Below are 21586 nucleotides of genomic sequence, written 5' to 3' on the forward strand. Positions count from 1 at the left end.
GCATCCAAACGACACGACAGTGCCCATGTCCAAGCGTGAGCTTTTCAGGGACGCCATCGCACGGCATGCGCCGGAAGACGGGACGTTCTCCTGCGCCATTCCGGGCGTGAAGCTGATCCGGTGGTCGTCGCCCACGATGCCGATGCCGGTCATCTACGAGCCCACCGCGTGCTTCGTGGCACAGGGACGCAAGCGCGCCGCCTTGGGCAGCCGCGTCTTCCATTACGACCCGACCAGCTATCTGGTCGCCTCCGTCGGCCTTCCGGTGATGGGATCGGTGATCGAGGCCAGCGATGCCAGCCCGTACCTGAGCCTCCAGCTGGACCTGGATGCACGCGAACTGGGAGAGTTGATGCTTCGCTACCCCCAGGCATCAGCGCCGGCAGGCGATGGCGTTCCTGCCGGACTGACGCTCAACCAGATGACGCCCGAGCTGCTCGACGCCGCCACCCGGCTCATCCTGCTGCTCGATGCGCCCCGGGAAATCGAGGCGCTGGCGCCGCTGGCGATACGCGAGATCCTCTACCGGCTGCTCATGGGACCCAGTGGACCGATCATCGAATCGATGGCGCGCGCCGACAGCCGCCATGGCCAGATCGCGCGTGCGATCCTCTGGATCAGGACGCACTTCCGCGAGGGCTGTCGTGTCGAGGACGTGGCGAAGATCGCGGGGATGAGCCGCTCGGCTTTCCACGAGCACTTCAGGGCGGTCACCGCGATGACGCCGCTCGAGTTCAGGACCCAGTTGCGCCTCCAGGAAGCGCGCCGGTTGATGGTGAGCGACGGCCTGGATGCGGCGAGCGCCGGATTCGCCGTGGGCTATGAGAGTCCATCGCAATTCAGTCGCGACTACTCGCGACGTTTCGGCCTGTCACCGGCACGGGACGCGAACCGCCTGCGCCTGGCGGAAGGCCAGGCGGCCGCTGGATGACGCGCTCGCATCGCGCTGCATGCCGTCGATGCGCCATGACGGGGCGCCGGTGTCCAGCGCCCACGAACTGCCGCTCGATGCCGGGATGAGGGCGACATCGAAGCGGCGCTCCTGCCCGCCGGATACACCACCCCGGCAGCCGTTCCGACTCGACAGCCACAAATCTCGCTGAGCCTGTTTGTCCCGTGATAACCGCCAGGCTGTGCGTCCGGCGACGCTGCCGGGAAGAGAGTCGGCAGCGCACCCAGCCGCCCGCGTCCCTGCGCCGCTGCAGATCAAGCGCGAACATCAGGCACGCCAGCTTCGATTGCCGAAGTGCCATGCTGGTTTTCCTCGATGGGGAAACAGGTGCTTGACGGCGACGATGGAAGCGTCGATCCGTGATGCATGCGCGCGCGGCCCGGACATCATCCCTGGGCAGGCCCGATGACGGCGGACCGGGCGGGGGATGCCGGCATCGAGGGTGATGCCTCCCGGGCCTCATCGTGCGCGACGCTCTCCCGCCCGTGCTCGCCGATGGGGCGTTGCGACGCCTGCGAAACACGGCGTGCATGCGCGCGCCCCAGCCAGAGCGCCAGCGCGGCCCAGAACAACGCCAACGGCACCACCACGCTGACCAGTCCGCCCAGCGCCAGGCCAATCCGGCCGAGGGCGCCTTCCGCCTGCGCACCGACCACGTCGCCGGCGCGATAGACGAAGGTATCGATGAACGCCTTCGCCTTGTACTTGTCCTCGCGAGCGACCACGGTGAACAGCACTTCGCGCACGGGGCGGGTAATGCCACGCTGCACCGCGCGATTGGCGGCTTCCAGCAGCACCAGCAGGACGAACGACCCGTAGATCGCCAGGCCGAGGAATCCCAGCGCTGTCGCCAGCGGCAGGATCGCCAGCGCAACGCCCAGGCCGAAACGCTTGATGAAACGTCCGGTCAGGGTGAGCTGCAGCACCAGCACCGCGATCTGCGTCCACATGTCGATGCTGCCCAGCAGCGCGGCGCGCGCATCCGTGCCCTCGGCCACGTCGGCCACCATCTGCATGCGCGTGAAGTACACCAGCGTCGCCATTACCGCCATCAGCAGCACATAGCCGGCGATCCCGCTCAGGAAGGGCGACCGGACCACCGAACGCACACCGGCCCACATGCTGCCGCCGATGCGTTCTGCTTCGTCAGGAAACGCGGGTGCGTGGACGCCACTCGTTCCCGTGCGCTCCGGTGCCACCCTAACCAGCAACCATGCGGTCAGCAGGCCGAGCGACAGGAATCCCGCCGAGACCAGCAGAAGGCTGGGGGTTCCCAACGGTTCGGCCAGCCGCGAGGTCAGCCAGGGCCCGACGATCGCGCCCAGCGTTCCGCCGATGGAGACCAGTGCGAAGAAACGTGCGCCCTGGTCGCTGGTGAAACGGTCGGACATCAACGCCCAGAACACCATGGTGGCGAACAGGTTGAACACGCTGAACCACACGTAGAACACCTGGCCGCTGCGCTGCCCCACCGCCTCCGGCGCGAACGTCAGCAGCGCCCAGAAACCCACCAGCCCCACGATAAAGAAGCCATACGTCGCGGCGATGAAGTGCAGCCGGCGCAGGCGGCTGACGAGCCAGCCAAAGGCAGGATTGACGGCCAACGTCACCAGCGCGGTGCCGATGAAAAGCCAACGGATGCTGTCGATGCCGCGCTCCATGCCCAACGCATCGCGTGCAGGCCGCAGCAGCATCAGCGCGGTGAGGACGAAGAAGAAAAAGCACGCCGCGATCAGGACGGGGACGGCTTCCCCGCGACGCAGGTTGAACATGGCCTGCCACCTGCGAAGGGGCGAGTGCGGGCCGGCGGCACGCGCATCGGAGCTAGTCATGGGGATATCCTGGAAGCGGCGTCCTCATGTCAGCGGAAGCGCGCGCCCGTCAGCGCTTCCGATGCGTCCCAGAGCCGGGCGGCCGTCGTGGCGTCCTGTGCCACCGTCGGCACCGTGGCCAGACCAAGCGGACCGCGCATTTCGTTCGTGCCCGTCGGCCCGTAGTAGGCACCGCCCACGGCGCCGGGCGCCGTCGCGGCAAACAGCGTGGGGATGGCGCCCTGTGCCGCCGAATGCAGCTGGTCTTTCCCCGCAGCCCATCGGCGCCCCTGCTCGCTGTCGAGGCCCGGACCGCGGGCGACCAGTTCGGTCACCGCGATGCCCGGATGCGCGGCCATGCTCTGGATTCCCCATCCCGCCGCGTCACTGCGGCGCTGCAGCTCGAAGGCGAACATCAGGCACGCGATCTTCGACTGCGCGTAGGCTGCGTACGGGTCGTATGCCTTGTCGGACTGCAGGTTGTCGAGATCCAGACCGCCACGATGGATGGCGACGCTGGACAGGGTGACGACGCGGGGAGACGCACTCTTGCGCAGCAGCGGCAGCAGTTCCGCGGTCAGCGCGAAGTGCCCCAGATAATTGGTGGCGAACTGCATCTCGAAGCCATCGGCGGATACGCCACGTTGCGGAAGCGCCATGACGGCCGCGTTGTTGATCAGCCCATCCAGTCGCGGCAGCGTGGTGCCGAGACGCCTACCCAAGGCGCGTACCGAGTCCAGGTTGGCCAGGTCGACCACTTCGAACTGGAGCTTGGCATCCGGTGTCTCCTGCCTGATCTTGTCCATCGCCTCGCGTCCACGCTCGGCGTTGCGCGCGGCGATCACCACGTGCGCACCCGCGGCGGCCAGCGCTTTGGCATCTTCATATCCCATGCCGCTGGTTCCGCCTGTCACCAGGAAGAAGCGGCCGGCCTGCGAAGGCATGTCCGCCAGGCTCCAGTCGGGTTTCGGCGTCGTCTGGGCCATGGCGGTACCCGAACCGGCGATGGCACCCAGCATCAGCCCGATGGCCGCGACGCGGCGTCGCCAGTGGGTCCGGGTCGGAGGGGTGCGTTCCAGGGAAAGATCATTGCTCATCGTTTCGTCACTCACGGGATGGAGGGGGAAGGGTTTGCTGCGGGGACGCTTGTTGTTCTTCGGGTTGCACGATCGGCCTGCGAGCGACGGTCAGCGTGGGTCGATGGCCGCGACGATCCACTGCGGTGTGCGACGACGCGTCGCGTACTGCTTCGATTCCGCTCCACGGGTGATGCAAGGCGTAGAGCGAGCGGGAGACGTGATATCCGCACTTCTTCGTCGGCCTGATACGAGGATGTTCCTCAGCGTTTAAAAATGCTTTAACCGCGCACTCGACGGGACCACGACGATGCTGGGATATGCGCAACGAAAATGAGGCGAGGCGCAGCGCCACGCGACGACGCGATACGCGTGACGGGATGCCGGATGACACTGCGGATCTGCAACCAGGCTAAACCGCGAACAGGGAGGACGCGGACGAGTGCTTCCTGTCGGTCACGAACACCGTATCGGTCAGTCTTTCCGACTCGCGCCACAGTCTTGCGGCAGCCTCCAGGTCCTTCGCCTGCATCGGCACGCTGGCCGGGCGCGGGAAGCCACGCGTCTCGCCCAGCCGGTCGGGGCCGTAGTACGCGCCGCCTTCGGCCTGGGGTGCAGTCGCGGCAAACAACGATGGCAACGCGCCCTGTTCGGCGGGCTGGAAGAGGAACCACAGATAGCGGCGCGCCATGCCCGGGCCACTCCCTGCACCCGCGCCATTGATCAGCAGATCGGTGCGGGAAATGCCCGGATGCGCGGCGATGCTCTGGATTCCCCAGCCTCCCGCCACGCTCCGCCGCTGCAGTTCGAACGCGAACATCAGGCACGCCAGTTTCGACTGGCCATAGGCGACCATGGGCTTGTAGTCGCGCTCAGACTGCAGGTCGTGGAAATCCAGCGCACCACTCCTGGCCGCCACGCTCGACAGACTTACCACGCGCGGACGATTGCCCTTGCACAGCAGCGGCAGCAGGTGGCCCGTCAGGGCGAAATGTCCAAGATGGTTGGTACCGAACTGCAGTTCGAATCCGTTGGATGTTTCCAGCCGGCGCGGGGGCGCCATCACCGCCGCGTTGTTGACCAGCAGATCCAGGCCGCCATGCGAGCGGCGCAGGGTATCCGCGAAGGTTTCAATGGATTCCAGGCTGGCAAGATCCACCGCACCGAAACGCACGTTGGCTGCCGGGACTTCCCGGCGGATCTGCTCGACCGCGACGGCGCCCTTCGCCGCATTGCGGCCCGCGACGATGACACTGGCGCCTGCACGCGCCAGCGCCAGTGCGGTCTGGAATCCAATGCCGCCGGTCCCGGTGACGACCGCGGTGCGGCCTGTCTGGGGCGGAATGTCGGACGCTGTCCAATTGGCCATGATGATTGCCTCTTCTGGTGATTCGGTGGGGGTCAACGTGATGGAGCCGTCGCACGGGGTGATGCGGCGTCCGCATTGCACAGGTCGCGCTCCGCGAACGACGGACACGTTCCTGCAGCTGCATGCATGCCGGCATTCCTTGCGTCCGACGCTTGCGCGGTGTCAGGCGGAGGATGCCGATAGCGGAAAAGAAAACGCCGTGCGGAAATCTTCAGTCGGGCGCTGCCGTTTCATCGGCATCCCGGACACGCTGACTTCCACATTGCACGCCACGTTAGGCCGCGATATTTAAGAGGACTTTAAGGCGGGCACGTATCCGCGCCCGCGGAGGGGGAAGCGCGCGGGCACACCAACGAAATCGCCTGGATGCGTGCTTCAACCTGCCTGCGAGGTGGCGATCTCTTTCGCCACCCCGGTGACCAGGGCACGCAGCCACTGGTGTGCCGGATCGTCGCGGTAGCGCACATGCCAGCCCATTTCCAGCGGGAACGTCCCCAGATCCGCCGGCGCAGGCAGCACCTTCAATCGCGGATCGCGTGCCAGATGGCGGCATATCAGGATGGGCAACGTCGCGCAGTAATCCGTGGCCGCGACCAGTTCGGGAATGGACAGGAAGTGGGTCACCGACACCACCACCTCGCGCCGCAGGCCCTGCCGCTGCAGCGCCTGGAACAGGCCGGCGCGCAGCTTGCCGGGCGGCAGCACGTTGACGTGCTTGAGCTGCTCGTACTGCGCTTTCGACAACCGCTTGTTGACCACCGGATGATCGGCGCGCACCACGCATGCCAGTCCGTCGTCCATCAGGTGCTGCACCACCATGTTGTCGGGCGGCTCCACGATGCGCCCGAGCACCATCGCGGTCTCACCCGAGATGGCGCCGGTCTCGGCCAGGTCCGTGCCGTAGGGCGTCAGCCGCAGCCGGATGCCCGGCGCACGTGCCTGCAGGCGCGCCACGATGGCGGGGACCAGCACGAATTCGACATAGCTGTTGGGTGCCAGGGTGAACAGCCGCTCGGCCTTGGCCGGATCGAACTGCTGCTGTCCCAGCACCAGCCCGTCAAGTTGCGACACGGCCGCGGCGATGCCCGGCGCCAGTTCGAGCGCTTTCTGCGTGGGCTGCATGCCGTAGCGTTCGCGGATGAACAACGGATCCTGCAGCGTGTCGCGCAGCCGTGCCAATGCGTTCGACAGCGCCGGCTGGGTGATGCCCAGCCGCTCGGCCGCGCGGGTCACGTTGCGCTCTTCCATCAGCGCGAGGAACACCGGCAGCAGATTGAGGTCGTAGCGCACCCAGTCATACTGATTCGTATATATCTGGAATTCAACCAATAAATTGGATGAATGGCTAGGCGCGGCGCATGCTGCCTTCCAACCGGCGGGGCGCCGGTCCCGCAAGTGAAGGCGCCCCTCCTTCCGCCACCTCTCCTGGAATGCCGCCATGTCATCCGCCCCTGCCTTGTTCTCCCCTACCCGCCTGGGTGCCATCGAGGTCCGCAACCGCATCGCGATGGCGCCGCTGACCCGTTCGCGCGCCGACATGGATGGCGTACAGACCCCGCTGGCCATCGAGTACTACCGCCAGCGCGCCTCGGCCGGCCTGATCGTCACCGAAGCCACCAACATCTCCCGCCAAGGCCGCGGCTACGCCTACACGCCCGGCCTCTACAGCGATGCGCACGTCGCGGCATGGAAGCCGGTGACCGACGCCGTGCATGCCGAAGGCGGTCGCATCGTCGTGCAGCTCTGGCACGTGGGCCGCATGTCGCACACCAGCCTGCAGGAAGACGGTGCGGCGCCGGTGGCGCCCTCCGCGATCCAGGCCGGCGGCAGCGTGTTCACCGAGGCCGGCCACGTGCCGCCATCGATGCCGCGCGCGCTCGCCACCTACGAGATCGCCGGCATCGTCGAGGACTACCGCCAGGCGGCGATCCGCGCGAAGGACGCGGGGTTCGACGGCGTGGAAGTACACGCCGCCAACGGCTACCTGCTGGAACAGTTCCTGCGCGACAGCACCAACCATCGCGACGACCGCTACGGGGGCTCGGTGGAAAACCGCGCGCGCCTGCTGCTTGAAGTGACCGCCGCCGTCGCCGGGGTCTGGGGCGCTGACCGTGTGGGCCTGCGGTTGTCGCCGCTGTCCACTGCCGTCGGCGACACGCCGCTGGACAGCCACACGATGGACACGCACCTGTACGTCGCGCGCAGGCTGGGTGACATGGGGCTGGCCTACCTGCACGTGGTCGAAGGCCAGCTGCATGCAGGCAACGGCGCCGACGCCTTCGACGTGCAGGCATTGCGCGAGGCCTTCGGCGGCGCCTATATCGCCAACAACGGCTACGACCGGCAACGCGCCCTGGACGCCACGGCCGGCGGCCATGCCGACATGATCGCCTTCGGCAAGCCTTTCATCGGAAACCCAGACCTGGTCGACCGCCTGCGCACGAATGCGCCGCTGTTCGATGCACCCTTGTCGGCCTACTTCGGCGGTGGCGCCGAAGGCTATACGCGGTTCACCTTGCCCGAGGCGAACGCGGCCTGAACGCGACCCGCGCTTCTCCCTTCCCACCCCGTTCCCGCACCCAGGAGTCCACCATGTCCCTCCACGACCTGCTCCCCGGCAAGCTCGGCTTCGGCACCGCCCCGCTCGGCAACATGTTCCGCGACATCCCGGAGGCGGAAGCGCGCGCGACCGTAGATGCCGCCTGGAACGACGGCATCCGCTACTTCGACAACGCCCCGTTCTATGGCGCCGGCCTGGCGGAAATCCGCATGGGCGACGCGCTGGCCGACAAGCCGCGCGATGCCTACGTCATCAGCACCAAAGTCGGGCGACTGGTCCTGGACGAAGTCGAGGATGTCAGTGCGCGCGACCTCGGAGAGAAGGGCGAGGTTTTCAAGTATGGCCGCCCGAACAGGATCGTCAACGACTATTCCTACGACGCCACGCTGCGTTCGATCGACGACAGCCTGGCGCGCCTGAAGACCGACCGCATCGAGATCGCCTGGGTGCATGACGTCGCGCAGGATTTCTATGGCGACGAATGGCTGGCGATGTTCGAAAGCGCGCGTACCGGCGCTTTCCGCGCGTTGGACCGCCTCCGCGATGAGGGCGTCATCAAGGCCTGGGGCCTGGGCGTGAACCGGGTGGAGCCGATCGAGCTGCTGCTGGACCTGGAAGGCCTGCGCCCGGACGGCTTCCTGCTGGCGGGCCGCTACACGCTGCTGGACCACAGCCGGGCCCTGCAGCGGGTGATGCCGAAGGTCGCCGAACGTGGCCTGGGCATCGTGGTCGGTGGACCGTACAGCTCGGGCGCGCTGGTCGGCGGGCCGAACTTCGAATACGCCCCGGCCACGCCGGCGATCCTCGACAAGGTGGCGCGCATCAAGACGCTGGCCGACCGTCATGGCATCAGCATGAAAGCCGCCGGCCTACAGTTCGTGCTGGCGAATCCCGCCGTCGCCGCGGTCATTCCCGGCGCCAGCCGGCCGGAGCGCATCGCCGAGGATCGTGCCGCGCTGCGCGAAACCGTGCCGACGGACTTCTGGCGCGAGCTGCGCGAGGCGGGCCTGATCGACAGGCAGGCGCCTGTCCCCGGCGACGGGTAAGCGGCGGGTTCCTCCCCCTGGCGCACGGGCCGTGGCACCGGGTTGGCAACCGATGCCCGGCCTGCGCGACCAAGGCCGCGTGACGTGCAGGCACGTCAACGCGGCTTGCGCTTCGTGCCTTTTGCCTTGGAGGTCGTCGTTTCGATCGCGCGCATTGCGCCGTCCAGGTCCTGCTTGACCCTGGTCCATGCACCCCACGGATGGGCCTTCATGCGTTCCATGCGGCGACGCGCCGACACCAGGTCATAGGCATCGCCTGCCTTCACCCGCCCCAGTTCGTTCCAGCGCAACGGCATGGCCACGGGCGCTCCCGGCCGGGCACGCAACGAGAACGAGGCGACGCTGGTGGCACCGCGGCCGTTGCGCAGGTAGTCGATGAAGATGCGGCCCTTGCGGAATTTCTTGCTGGCCGTCGCAACGTATGCCAGCGGTTCCGATGTGGCCATGGATTCGGCGAAGGCATGGGCGAACGGCTTCACCTGCGTCCATGGGCACGCCGGTTTCAGCGGCACCACCACATGCAGGCCCTTGCCGCCTGACGTCCGCACGAACGAATCCAGTCCCATCGCTTCCAGCCGCCCGCGCACCTGGCGCGCGGCGTCCACCACCTGCGGCCATGCGACACCCGGGCCGGGGTCCAGGTCGAAGACCATGTAGTCCGCCTTGTCGGGCGAGGCCGCCGTGGCACCCCACGGATGGAATTCCAGCGCATTGAACTGGACCATCTCGAGCAATCCGGTTCCCTCTTCCACCACCAGGTAGTCCGCGCGCTCGCCGCTGTCTTCCTCGATGCTGACGGCGCCCACGTGCTCCATGCCGGCCGTGTGGTGCTTCTGGAAGAAGCACGGCCGGTCCGCGCCCTGGGGGCACCGCACCACCGACAGTGGCCGCCCCGCCAGCTCGGGCAGCAGCCAGGGCAGCATCGCCTGGTAGTAATCGAACACCTGCGCCTTGGTGATGCCACCTTCCGCGAACACCACCCGACCAGGACTGCTCAAGGTCACCGCGGAAGCCGAGTGCTTCTTCTTTTTTCCCGTTGGTGAGGGCTGCGGCTTTTCCGTCGGGGTGCGCATTCCAGCCTCCTGCAGATCGTCTGCCGTCTTGTCCGCGCGGATCGCTTTGAGCGACGACTGCCGCAACAGCCCCTGGCTGCCCCAGCCATGGAAGAAAACTTCTGCCACGTGGCGCGGCCGCACCCATCGGGCGTGGCGCAGTTCGGGATCATCCACCGCGACGTGCACCATGGGCTTGGCGCGCGCATCCCGGCCGAGTCTGGTCGGCAGGTCGGCCAGCAGCTGCGCATTGAAGCCCGTGCCCACGCGACCCACGTAGCGCCATCCATGGTCGGGATCCGGTGTGGCAAGCAACAGGGCGCCCAGGCCCGCGCGGCTTCCCTTGGGCGGGGTGAAGCCGACGATGGCGAACTCCTCCGCGTTGCGCTGCTTGATCTTGCGCCAGGCATCACCACGCCCGCCGTGGTAGGACGCATCCGCGCGCTTGGAGATGATGCCTTCCAGGCCGCGTTCGATGGCCATGGCCAGGGCCTGCTCGCCACGGCCGATGATGTGCGAGCTGTAGATCAGGTGCGGCGGCGGCTTCTTCAGGATTTCCGCCAGCAGCGCCTTGCGCTGGTACTGGGGACTGCGCGAGAGATCCACGCCGTCGATCTGCAGTACGTCGAACAGCAGATAGGACAGCACGGCATTGCGCTCGCCGGACAGCACGGCCTGCAGCAGGCCGAAGTCTTCCTGGCGCCCTGCCCCCGCCACCAGTTCGCCATCAAGCACGGCGTCCTGCAGCCCCAGCGCCTCCAGCGCGCCGACAATCTCCGGCACCTTCTTCGTCCACTCGAGTTCGTTGCGCGACCACAGGCGCACCTTTCCGCGGTTGATCTGCGCGATGAGGCGATAGCCATCCCATTTCGCCTCATGCAGCCACTCGTCGCCCGCGGGCACGGTGGCGCTCAGCTTGGCGAGCTGCGGCGAACGGAATGACGGCGGATCGTCCGTTGCCCTGGCACCCTGCAGCTTGGCGGCGCGTGCGCCCCAGGGGTCGGCGCGTTTCGGCGACCCGCGCGAAGACGAAGACGCCTTTGCTGTCTTTGCCACCTTTGCCGCCTTTGCCGCTTTTCCCGCCTTGGTCCGCGCAGGTTCCGCCGGCGCGCGGGCGACATCCTCCAGCAGGTCGTCGGCCTCCTGCTTGCTGGCGTAGCGGTCACGCTCCTTGAAGAGGAGCCATTGCGGCGTGCGTGCAGGCTTCTGCGTCCGCACGAGATGCCAGCCGCCTTTCAGCTTGTCGCCGAACATCTCGAAACGCAGATGGCCCTTGGCAAGCTGTTCCTCCGGATTTCCCTCGGTGGTCCAGAGGCCCTTGTCGAATGTCGCCACATGACCACCGCCATACTCGCCCTTCGGTATTTCGCCCTGGAAATCGGCATAGTCGACAGGGTGGTCTTCCACTTCCGCCGCCAGGCGCTTGACCGTCGGATCCAGGCTGGGGCCCTTGGGGACCGCCCAGCTCTTCAGTGTGTCCCCGAACTGCAGCCGGAAATCGTAATGACGATGGCTGGCGTGATGCAGCTGCACGACGAAGATGGGGCGGCGCCCGCGCGGCAGGCGGCTGCCCGGCGCAGGCTCGGGCGTGCTGTCAAAACGGCGCTTGCGCCGATATTCCACCAGGCTCATCACCGCCTCCTTCAACGTCCCCCTTTATGCGACGCGGGTCGTCAACGCGATGTGCATGCGCGTGGCTGTGCCGTCCTCCCGCTCAGGGAGGCAGCAGGCTGCTGCGCCGGTGCCATTCGCGCAACGCAGCGGATACGACATCGGAAAACTCGACCTCCAGCGCACGACAGGCATCAAGGCTGTCGCGGACGGCCGCCAGTGGCGTGTGCTCCACCTGCCAGGGCCAGAATTCGATCGCGCCCCATCTCGCCACCGCCGCCTGCTCCATCGTCGCCAGTCGCCACCGCTCGGCGCACAGACGCTCCCGGGCCCAGGTGCGCAGGCTTGCATGCACGGTGAACCCTTGGCGGATGAAGTCGTCGCGCGCTGCTTCCAGCGCGGCCTGCGCCCCACGCAGCCATTCGGTATGGCCTGCCGCGCGACGTGGCACGAGCAGCGGCGGGGGTGCGGCGTGCGTGCGCAGGTGCCGGTGCAATCGGGTTTCCCATTGTCGCGCCTCGCGTACGGCGTCCGCCCGCACCAGCCAGCCACGCTCCAGGTCGAAGAACTCGAAGTAGCGGGGTGCGAAGGCGGACAGCCGGGCGAACGGCTCCTTCGAGATGCCGAGCTTGGCGTAGTCCTCGTAGGCGCACGGGAACACATAGAGGAACGCACCGCCCGACGCCCCCGTGCCCACGCCATCCAATGGGACGATCGTGCGTCCGGCCATGACGCGGCGTCAGCGGCGGATGAGGATGCCGACCAGCTTTCCGCCGTGGTCCACCACGGGAAGCCGGTTCGATGCCAGCGCCGCCATGCGCTGCAGAACGTCTTCGACTTCTTCGTCGTCGATGCAGTAGTCCGCCCTGGGGGACATGACGTCCTTTACGCAGGTAGAGGCACCGCGCCCCTCTGCGACGACATGCACGGCGATGTCCCGATCGCTGACCATGCCGGCAAGCCGGCCCTGGTCGACCACGGGCAGGCTGGCGATGTCGTTCTCGGCCATCAGCATGGCCGCCTGCTGCGCGGTATCGTCCGGGGACACCACGCAGGCGTCCGGGTTCATGGCATCACGCACCTTCATGCGGGCCGTTCCTTGTTTCACCCGTCGCGTTCTTCCCCGACCATCTGTCGACGCGCGACAACACGGTCAGGATCGCCAGCGTCAACGCGGTCGCCAGCCCGGCCAGCCAGTAGTACCCGAAACCCGCGGCGACCCCGATCACCGCGACCATCAACAACGATGCCGCGGTGGTGATGCCCACGACAACCGGCGTACCGCGGTGGGCGAAGATGGTGCCCGCCCCGATGAAGGCGACCCCGGCGATGACGGCCTCCACCAGCCGGAAGGGGTCGATGTTGACGCGCCGGTCCGCCTGGTGCTCGTTGAGTGCAAGCGCCATGTCGCCCAAGCCGGTGAGCATGGCCGCGGCGGCGGCCACCAGCATGTGCGTGCGGAAGCCCGCGGGCCGGTCCTTGATCTCGCGCTCCAGCCCGATGGCCCCGCCCAGCACCATGGCGTACGCCATCTTCGCCAGGACCACGCTCTCGGATTCGAGGCCTGCGAACATCGCCCGCCCCTACTTCGCCGCGGCGCGCTTTGTCGCACGCTTGGCGGGGGCTTTCTTCTTCGCGGGCTTGCTGGCCGGCGCCTTGCGCGTGGCGGCCTTCTTCGCCGGCGTCCTGCTCTTGCTGTCCAGGCTCTTCTGCAGCAGCGCCATGAAGTCCACGACGTTGGTCGCCGCGTCTTCGTGCTCCACCTGCGCATCGACGAACTTCGTGGTCGCGCCCTTCGCCTTGATGCGCTTCTTGATGATCGCCTCCAGGCGCTTGCGGAATTCGTCCTGGTAGGACTCCGGCGCCCACGTGGCCTCCATGGACTGGATGAGGCTCTTCGCCATGTCCACTTCCTTGGCCGTGATGCGGTAATCGGCGGCCTTGCCGGAGGGCAGCTTGTACTCTTCCGGATCCACCAGCTCCTGCGGGTAGCGCAGCATCATCAGCACCAGCGCGTCGCCTTCGGGGATGACCGCGCACAGGTATTCGCGCGTGCGGATGACGACGCGGGCCACGCCGATCTTCTTTGTGCTCTTCAGGGTTTCCCGCAACAGCACGTAGCCCTTCTCGGCCTTCTTGCCGGGAACCAGGATGTAGGGCTTCTCGTAGAAACGGATGCCGATGCTGTCGGCATCGACGAAGGCCTCCACGTCCACGGACTCGTGCGTCTCCGGGGCCGCGGACTGGATGTCCTCCTTCTCGACGACCACGTAGCTGCCCTTGTCGTACTCGAAGGCCTTGACGATGTCCTTCCAGGGCACCTCTTCGCCGGTCTCCGCATTCACCCGCTCGAAGCGGATGGGCTTCCTGTCGCGCGAGTCCAGCATGCGGAAACTGATGTCCACCTTCCGTTCGCCCGACATCAACGACACCGGGATGTTCAACAGACCGAAAGACAGGGTTCCGGTCCAGATGGGACGTGGCATGGCGACACCTTGGGGTACGACGGCTGAGGTCTTGATCTTCAAGCGTGCGCAGGCAAGACCATGTGAAGCGGGGCGGCACGGCTACCCGCGCGGGCGACGCCGATGCGCACGCGGTCTCAAGGCGCTGCCGGGCTGCGTGCCCCCGCCTGCGCGAGCGCCAGCATGCCGTCCATGCAGAGCACCAGCGTATCGCCCGGATTCGGTACAGGCTCGACACCACCGGTGAAGGCGGAGAACGCAGGCAATACGGTCATGTGCGGCTGCAGCCAGAACGCCGGCCAGCGACCCCGCAGCCCGGGCATCCTCACGCGCGGATGCAGATGGCCGGCGATGACGTGATCGTCATGCGGCTCCGGCACGTGGGTGAGCCGGAAGGGCGGGAGGGTCCGCGCATCCTTCACGACGGCCACGCCCAGCGCGGCGGCATGCGCGGGAAGACGCCGGTCATGGTTGCCGCCGACGACGGTCACGACGATGCCGTGGTGCCGTGCGCGCCAGGCCAGCCACTCCGCCTGCCACGAGGCGGCATGGATGGGACCATGTACGAAATCGCCCAGCACGCAGAGTTCGCGCGCCTGCGTCTGCGCCAGCAGCCGGCTGAGGCGCTGCAGGTCATGCGAGGTGCCACCGCGGGGAATGCTGATGCCATGGCGACGGAACGCATCGCCCTTGCCCAGGTGCAGGTCGGCGATCAGCAGGCATCCAGCCCGCGGCCAGAACAGTGCACGCTCCGCCAGCAACAGGCAGCGCTCGCCTCGCAGGTCGACGGCCAGGCTAGCCTCCATGGCGTCGCTCGAGCTGTTCGGCGGCGCGGCGTACGCGCGTCTGCCAGTCCTCGGTGCTCAGGTGCCCGCGCATCCCGTCCGCCCACAGCGGGAACGAGAACGGGGTGAGTGTTCCCGGATGACAGACCACGATCTCCCGTTGCGACAGGTCCGCCAGCGCCGCCAGGATGCGATCCAGCTGCAGGTCGTCTTCAAGGGCTTCACGCTGCGCCAGCGACAGGAGCAGATGATCAGGGTCGTGCTGTTGCAGGACGTCGAACAACAGCCCGCTGGACGCCTGCACCTGGCGCAGGCTGCGCGGCGCGCGTCCCGGCAGCGAAGGCGGCAGCAGGCCGGCCACGCGCGCGATGCCGCGGAACTGGCGCCGCGCCAGTTCGGCCAGGTTGGCCCCCTGGCCCAGGTCCGACAGCACCCCGTGGGGATCCAGCAACGCACGCACGGACGGCGCATCCAGCTGGATGGGCAGTTGCGGCGACAGCATCAGGCCATGGTCGTTGGCCGCCAGCGAGAACGTGTTGGGCTGCTGCCGGCCCAGCCGCCACGCAAGTAGTGCGGCGAGCCCTTCATGCGCCGGTCGGCTGGCAAAGGCGAACAGGAACACATGCTGCCCCTCGCGCCGCTGCACGACTTCCACCACCAGCGTTCCCGGCGCCGGCAGGCGGCTCAGCCGCGCCTGCAGCGACAGCAGCGGCGCCAGCGCGCGCATCTCCACCGACGTGCGGTCGTGGGCGATCACCTGCTCCATCTGCCGCGTCAGGCGCGACGACAGCGGCAGGCGCCCGCCCATCCAGCGCGGCACCACGCCGTCGCCGCGTTTCGCGGTGCGCACGTACGCCGTCATGTCGTGCAGGCGCACGAGCTCGAGCAGCCTGCCGGCGAAACGGAAACGGTCGCCAGGGCGAAGGCGCGTGATGAACCCCTCCTCGACCGAGCCCAAGCTGCTGCCGCGCAGGACCTTGACGGCGATGGCGCCGTCGCTGGCGATGGTGCCGATGCTGAGGCGATGCCGGAGTGCGGCACGGCGATCGTGCATGCGATGCATACCGTCTTCGTCCAGCACCACGCGGCGGTATTCGGGATAGTGTTCCAGCGCATCGCCGCCACGCACGACGAAGTCGAGCACGCGCCGCCAGGAGGCATCGTCGAGTGTCGCGAAGGCATCGGTACGACGCACCTCCGCCAACAGGGAAGCCGCGTCGAATCCGCCACCCAGCGCCAGCGTCACGCAATGCTGGGCGAGCACGTCCAGCGGCATGCGCGGGGGATGGCGGCTTTCGACATCACCTGCGGCGATGGCGAGCCGCGCGGCGGCGAACTCCGCCAGTTCCAGCGCGTGCGTGGGTACGCACACCACATGGCCCGACTCGCCGGGACGGTGCCTCGCGCGCCCCGCCCGCTGCAGCAGGCGCGCGACCCCCTTCGGGCTGCCGATCTGGATGACCTGATCCACCGACGGGAAATCCACGCCCAGGTCCAGGCTGGACGTGGCCACCACGCAGCGCAGCGTGGCATCCCGCAGGCCTGCTTCCGCCCTGGCACGGACCTCCACCGCCAGCGACCCGTGATGCAGGGCCAGCGTTGCCGGGTCCTCGGGCCAGACCGCGGCCAGTGCCTGGTGCCAGAGTTCCGCCTGCGCCCGTGTATTGGCGAACACCAGGCTGGTACGCGCTGCAAGGACGCGCTCCAGCACGTTCGACAACTGGCTCAGGCCGAGGTGCCCGCCCCACGGAAAGCGCGTGCGCGCCGGCGGCAGCACCGTCTCGAGTGTCATCGGGCGCGCTCTGGCCGCGGCGATCACATGCGGACGCACCCCGGGCGGCAACAGGGCGCGTCCGGCTTCTTCCAGATTCCCGAGCGTTGCGGACAATCCCCAGGTACGGACCTCCGGCGACAGCACGCGCATGCGCGCCAGCGCCAGCTGCACCTGCACGCCGCGCTTGCTGCCGAGCAGTTCATGCCACTCGTCCACCACGATGCAGCGCAACCCGGAGAACATCGGCGCCGTGTCGGGATAGGACAGCAGCAGCGACAGCGATTCCGGCGTGGTCACCAGTGCGTCCAGCTTTCCCTCCCGCGCCATGCGCTTGTCGCGTGCACTGGCGTCGCCGGTGCGCTGCGCGACATTCCACGGCACGCCAAGATGCTCGGCCACCTCCGCCAGCGCACGCGTGGTGTCGGCCGCCAGTGCGCGCAAGGGCGTGATCCACAGCACGCGCAGCGGACGCACGGGTTGGCGGGTGCGTTTGCCGGGAACGGGAACGCCCGCGTCAGCCATGGCCTCGATCAGCACGCCCCCCACGGCGGCGAGCGTCTTGCCGCTGCCGGTAGGCGTATGGATGAGGCCCGACTCGCCCGCGAGGTAGTGCTTCCATGCTTCACGCTGGAACGGCAGCGGCTTCCAGCCGCGCGACGTGAACCATCCCGCAAGCCGCTGCCGGGGCGTCGCGCTTTCCCTGGGCGTGGCCGATCGGGTCACCGTGCCAACGCCTTGAGCGCATGCAGATGGTCGGCGTCCGCCGGGGTCTTGTCGTGTCGCCAGCGCAGGATGCGCGGGAAGCGCACCGCCACGCCGGACTTGTGCCGCGGACTGAGGTTGACGCCTTCGAAGCCCAGCTCGAACACATGTTGCGCGGTCACCGACCTGACGGGACCGAAGCGCTCCCGCGTATGCGTGCGGATCCACTGGTCGAGCTTGAGGATTTCCTGGTCGTCGAGCCCCGAGTAGGCCTTGGCGATCGGCACGAGTTCCCCCGCCTCGTTCCAGACGCCGAAGGTGTAATCGGTATACAGCGTGCTGCGCCGCCCATGACCGGCCTGCGCGTACAGAAGCACCGCATCCACCGTCAGCGGATCCACCTTCCATTTCCACCAGTCGCCGCGGCGCCGGCCACTGCGGTAAGGCGAACCGGCCCGCTTGAGCATCAGCCCTTCCACACCACGCTCGCGTGAGGCATCGCGCAGTTCCGCTGCCTGCTGCCAGGAGGCGGCCTGCACGCGCGGCGAAACGACCAGGCGCGGTTGCGCAGCGGTGGCCAGCAGATCCTCGAGGCGCTCGCGCCGCCATTCGAGTGGCTGTTCGCGCAGGTCGGTGCCTTCGAGTTCCAGCAGGTCGTAGACCAGCACGCGGGCAGGCGCGGCCTGCAGATGCCGGGGGCCGGGACGCCGTCGCTGGATGCGGGTCTGCAGTGCCGAGAACGGCAGCGGTGCATCGCCGGACTCCCAGGCAAGCAGTTCGCCGTCGAGCACGGCATCCACCGGCAACGCCGTCGCGGCCGCTTCGATTTCCGGAAAGCGGCCATCCAGCCGTTCCTCGCCGCGCGACCAGAGCGCCACCTCGCCACGCCGCCGGATGATCTGCAGGCGGATGCCATCCCACTTCCATTCCAGCAGCCAATCCTCCACCGCGCCCAGCGACTCGACCGACGTCTCCAGCGGCGAGGCCAGGAAAAAGGGATACGGCTGCTCGCGATCGCTTTCCAGCGCCTCGGTCGACATCAGGTCGGCGAGGAATTCCGGCGTGGGCGACCAGTTCCCCAGCATGCGCTGCGCCAGTACGGCCACGGGGACACCCGACAGGTCCGCCAACGCCTGCTGGACCACGCGCAGCGACACGCCCACGCGCAATGCGCCGGTCAACAGCTTGTTGAACACCAGCCGCTCGCCATCGGACAGGGTGCGCCAGGCGGTCACCACCACTTCGCGGCGCGCTTCCACGTCGGTACCCGCCACGGGCAGCAGGTGCTGCGTGATCCACCGATGCAGGGGGATATCCGCCACTACGCCGGCATCAGGCTCACCGACCAGCAGCGCGAGCGTCTCCGCCAGGTCGCCGACATGGTCGTAGCAGTCCTCGACCAGCCACAACGGCTGGCCACTGACCTCGCTGGCCCACTGCCGCAGTTCACCGCTGCTGGCGATCCGCGCCAGTTTCCCGCCGGAGAGGAGCCAGAGCGCCCACACCGCATCCGCAGGTGGGGCCTGCCGCACGTAATCGGCAATGGCGGCGCGCTTGTCCAGCGTGCCGGTGCTGTGTTCCAGCCGCTGGTAGAGCGCGGCGAACGCCCTCATTCCTCTGCCCCGAAGTCGGTGGCGAACGCCTGCGCTTCGTAGCCCTGCTCCTGCAGGACGCGGATGAGCGCATCGGTATTGCCATGGGTCGCGATGATGCGGCGCGCGCCGGTCTGCGCGACGGTGGCCAGCAGCGCCGGCCAGTCCGCGTGATCGGAGATCACGAAGCCGCGATCGTAGTTGCGGCGCCGGCGATTGCCGCGCAGCCGCATCCAGCCGGACGCAAACCCGTGTTCGGCGTCGCGGAACCGGCGTATCCAGGGCGAGCCTGCCGCCGACGGCGGTGCCATGACCAGCCTACCCGCGTAGTCGGTGCCCTTGGGCTGCTCGGACACCGGCGTCGTCTCCACCATGTCGATGCCCGCCTGGCGATAGACCTCCACGCCGGCCTGGATGGCGCCATGCAGGGCCACCGCAGGCTCGCCCTGCCGGGCCAGTTCCGCCAGGATGCGTTGCGCCTTGCCCAGGGCGTAGCAATACAGGATCGCCGCACGCCCGCGCTCCGCGCACGCGCGGCGCCAGTCCGCGATCTGTCCGATCACCCGCGGCGTGTCGGGCCACTGGTAGACCGGCAGGCCGAAGGTCGCTTCGGTGATGAACACGTCGCAGGGCACCACTTCGAAAGGCGCGCAGGTAGGGTCGTGCTGCCGCTTGTAGTCGCCCGACGCCACCCAGACCCGTCCACCGACCTCTATCCGCACCTGTGCGGAACCGAGCACGTGGCCCGCCGAATGCAACGACACGCGTGCCTGCCCCAACTGGAAGGCTTCACCGTAATCGTGCGCATGCAGCACCTGCTCACCCAGGCGCCACTGCAGGATGGGAATGGAGGCCGCCGTCGCGTGATACACGCCCATTCCCGCGCGCGCGTGGTCGCCGTGGCCGTGGGTGATCACCGCCGTCGGCACGGGACGCCAGGGATCGATGTAGAAGTCGCCCGCCGGGCAGTACATGCCTTCGCGGCGCAGGACGATGAGGTCTTGCACGTCGACCGCCATGACGGCGCCGCTAGCGCGGCCCGGCCTCTTCGCGCTTGCGCGCACGGTGGTCGCTCAGCAGGGAACTGACCACGATCCCGCACCCCAGCATCACGCCCACCAGGAACAGCAGCAACGCCACCACCGGATATCCCCACACCGTATGCGGCGTGGAGATGCGCATCATCAACGAGGACGCCATGATCAGCGCGGCGGTGATGACGCCCACCGAGATGCGGTTGGCGATCTTCTGCAGGTTTTCCATCAACCGGGACTCTTCCAGTCCGGTGACGCGCATCTGCAGGCGGTTCTCCGCGACCAGCGACAGGATGTCAGAGAGCTTGCGCGGTCCGTCGCGCAGCAGTGCCTGCACCTCCATCATCTCGCTGGCCAGGTTTGGCGAGGACAGGGACTTGCGCAGGCGCGCACGCATCACGTGCTGCAGCTGGTCTTCCACCAGGCGTTGCGTATCGAGCGTGGGCGCCAGTGCATGGCATACCGTATCCAGGTTGAGCAGCGTCTTGCCGAGCAGGCTCAGTTCCGGCGCGGTGCGCAGGCCGCACTGTGTCGCGATGCGGACCAGTTCCAGCACCACGCGGCCCTCCGACATCGAGGCCTGGTGCGCGCTGTACCGGGAGATCAGCTGCCCGACTTCGCGCAGGTAGCGCGGCTCGTCGTAATCCTCGAGGCGGACGCCCAGCGCGATGCTTTCTTCGGCGACCTGCTCGCCCCTGCCGTCCACCGCGGCGAACAGCAGCTTGAGCAGGCGGTCGCGCTGGCGGGGCGGGACATTGGCCACCATGCCCAGGTCGAAGATCGCCAGGCGTCCGTCATCGGTGACGCGCAGGTTGCCGGGATGGGGATCGGCATGGATCTCGCCGTGCACGAAGATCTGGTCCAGGTAGCCGCGCAGCAGTTCCTCGGCCAGCGGCGTCATCGACTCCTCGGTGCGGCGCAGCCCGGTGATCTGGTCGACCCGCGTGCCCTGCGCCAGCTCCATGGTCAAGACGCGCTTGCTGGTGTAGTCCCAGATCGGCGCGGGCACCCACAGACGGTTGAATGGCAGCAGGTGCTGGCGGAAGCGCTCCAAGTTCTCCGCTTCGGCCACGTAGTCCAGTTCCGCCATCAGCGAACGCGAGAATTCCGCCAACCATTCCGAGAAGCGCACATGCCGGCCCAGCTCGGTCATGCGGTCCGCGGCGTCGGTGACGCCCCGCAGCAGTTCCAGGTCGCTCAGCAGCTGCTGCGCCACGCCGGGCCGCTGCACTTTGACCGCCACCTCGCGTCCATCGCGCAGGGTCGCGCGGTGCACCTGTGCGAGCGAGGCGCATCCCAGCGGAGTTTCATCGAAGGACGCGAACGCCTTGCTGATCCGCACGCCCAGCGCATCCTCGACCTGTTCACGCACCCGGTCGTAAGGGATGGGCGCGACGTTTTCCTGCATCCTCTCCAGCGCGGCGGCGTACGCAGGCGGCACCAGGTCGGGCCGCGTGGAGAGCATCTGGCCCAGCTTCACGAAGGTAGGCCCCATCGCCTCCAGCTCGTCTGCGAAACGCTCCGGACTGCCTTCCTCGGCCACGTCGTCCTCTTCAAGGCTCGCGTCCAACGCCAGTCCGTTGAAGACCCCGGATTTCCGGTAGCGGAACAGGAACCGCAGGATGGTGGCGCGTCGTGCCAGCCGGCCGGTCTGCGGGGTCGATTCTGTCTCACTGCTCATGCGAACCTCGATCATGCTGTTACGGATTGTGATGAAGAAGCCGGTGAGCTCGTCGTGAACGGATACGTCGCGCGAT

17 protein-coding genes are annotated in these 21586 nt (G+C 67.8%); 3 read left to right on the forward strand and 14 right to left on the reverse strand.

Features of this window, described 5'->3' with window-relative positions; genetic code table 11:
• Positions 1 to 25: 25 nt before the first annotated feature.
• Positions 26 to 931 carry an AraC family transcriptional regulator gene (locus OVA13_RS08280; protein ID WP_267793295.1) on the forward strand — a complete coding sequence of 302 codons (906 nt, stop codon included), beginning with the start codon at positions 26 to 28 and terminating at the stop codon, positions 929 to 931.
• Between the two features lie 407 nt (positions 932 to 1338).
• On the opposite strand, the gene OVA13_RS08285 is transcribed toward OVA13_RS08280, so the two are convergent.
• The 4 genes from OVA13_RS08285 to OVA13_RS08300 form a co-directional block, all read right to left on the reverse strand.
• Positions 1339 to 2784 (reverse strand): NTP/NDP exchange transporter, encoded by a 1446-nt coding sequence (locus tag OVA13_RS08285; protein ID WP_267793296.1) that lies wholly within the window; start codon positions 2782 to 2784, stop codon positions 1339 to 1341.
• A gap of 29 nt (positions 2785 to 2813) precedes the next feature.
• Entirely contained in the window at positions 2814 to 3860 is a 1047-nt protein-coding gene (locus tag OVA13_RS08290) for an SDR family oxidoreductase (RefSeq protein ID WP_267793297.1), read from the reverse strand.
• 391 nt (positions 3861 to 4251) lie between these two features.
• Positions 4252 to 5208: an SDR family oxidoreductase gene (locus OVA13_RS08295; RefSeq protein WP_267793298.1), complete on the reverse strand. Its 957-nt coding sequence runs from the start codon at positions 5206 to 5208 to the stop codon at positions 4252 to 4254.
• A 375-nt stretch (positions 5209 to 5583) separates the two neighbouring features.
• Entirely contained in the window at positions 5584 to 6498 is a 915-nt protein-coding gene (locus OVA13_RS08300) for a LysR family transcriptional regulator (protein WP_267793299.1), read from the reverse strand.
• 148 nt (positions 6499 to 6646) lie between these two features.
• On the opposite strand from OVA13_RS08300, the gene OVA13_RS08305 reads away from it, so the two are divergent.
• Together OVA13_RS08305 and OVA13_RS08310 are read left to right on the forward strand one after the other, a co-directional pair.
• Positions 6647 to 7747: an alkene reductase gene (locus OVA13_RS08305; RefSeq protein WP_267793300.1), complete on the forward strand. Its 1101-nt coding sequence runs from the start codon at positions 6647 to 6649 to the stop codon at positions 7745 to 7747.
• 53 nt (positions 7748 to 7800) lie between these two features.
• On the forward strand, positions 7801 to 8814 hold the full coding sequence (locus tag OVA13_RS08310) for an aldo/keto reductase (RefSeq protein ID WP_267793301.1): 1014 nt from the start codon (positions 7801 to 7803) through the stop codon (positions 8812 to 8814).
• A gap of 95 nt (positions 8815 to 8909) precedes the next feature.
• Here OVA13_RS08310 and ligD read toward each other — a convergent pair whose 3' ends face one another.
• The 10 genes from ligD to OVA13_RS08360 form a co-directional block, all read right to left on the reverse strand.
• Entirely contained in the window at positions 8910 to 11498 is a 2589-nt protein-coding gene (ligD, locus tag OVA13_RS08315; RefSeq protein ID WP_267793302.1) for a DNA ligase D, read from the reverse strand.
• 82 nt (positions 11499 to 11580) lie between these two features.
• Complete coding sequence (locus OVA13_RS08320; RefSeq protein WP_267793303.1) at positions 11581 to 12207, reverse strand: hypothetical protein; 627 nt, start codon at positions 12205 to 12207, stop codon at positions 11581 to 11583.
• 9 nt (positions 12208 to 12216) lie between these two features.
• Entirely contained in the window at positions 12217 to 12564 is a 348-nt protein-coding gene (locus OVA13_RS08325) for a CBS domain-containing protein (protein ID WP_267793304.1), read from the reverse strand.
• A complete protein-coding gene (locus tag OVA13_RS08330; RefSeq protein WP_267793305.1) occupies positions 12551 to 13051 on the reverse strand; it encodes an MgtC/SapB family protein in 501 nt (166 codons plus the stop codon). Before OVA13_RS08330 ends, OVA13_RS08325 begins: the two co-directional genes overlap by 14 nt.
• Positions 13052 to 13060: 9 nt before the next feature.
• Positions 13061 to 13963 carry a non-homologous end joining protein Ku gene (locus OVA13_RS08335; RefSeq protein WP_267793306.1) on the reverse strand — a complete coding sequence of 301 codons (903 nt, stop codon included), beginning with the start codon at positions 13961 to 13963 and terminating at the stop codon, positions 13061 to 13063.
• A 116-nt stretch (positions 13964 to 14079) separates the two neighbouring features.
• Positions 14080 to 14748 carry a ligase-associated DNA damage response endonuclease PdeM gene (gene pdeM, locus OVA13_RS08340; RefSeq protein WP_267793307.1) on the reverse strand — a complete coding sequence of 223 codons (669 nt, stop codon included), beginning with the start codon at positions 14746 to 14748 and terminating at the stop codon, positions 14080 to 14082.
• Positions 14738 to 17224 (reverse strand): ligase-associated DNA damage response DEXH box helicase, encoded by a 2487-nt coding sequence (locus OVA13_RS08345; protein ID WP_267793308.1) that lies wholly within the window; start codon positions 17222 to 17224, stop codon positions 14738 to 14740. Before OVA13_RS08345 ends, pdeM begins: the two co-directional genes overlap by 11 nt.
• Positions 17221 to 18816: an ATP-dependent DNA ligase gene (locus OVA13_RS08350; RefSeq protein ID WP_267793309.1), complete on the reverse strand. Its 1596-nt coding sequence runs from the start codon at positions 18814 to 18816 to the stop codon at positions 17221 to 17223. Before OVA13_RS08350 ends, OVA13_RS08345 begins: the two co-directional genes overlap by 4 nt.
• Positions 18813 to 19814, reverse strand: a complete 1002-nt coding sequence (locus OVA13_RS08355) for a ligase-associated DNA damage response exonuclease (RefSeq protein WP_267793310.1) — start codon at positions 19812 to 19814, stop codon at positions 18813 to 18815. The genes OVA13_RS08350 and OVA13_RS08355 overlap by 4 nt, the downstream gene beginning before the upstream one ends.
• Positions 19815 to 19824: 10 nt before the next feature.
• A complete protein-coding gene (locus OVA13_RS08360; protein WP_267793311.1) occupies positions 19825 to 21510 on the reverse strand; it encodes an ABC1 kinase family protein in 1686 nt (561 codons plus the stop codon).
• Between the last annotated feature and the right edge of the window lie 76 nt (positions 21511 to 21586).

This window comes from Pseudoxanthomonas sp. SL93 (assembly GCF_026625825.1).
Lineage (GTDB): Bacteria > Pseudomonadota > Gammaproteobacteria > Xanthomonadales > Xanthomonadaceae > Pseudoxanthomonas_A.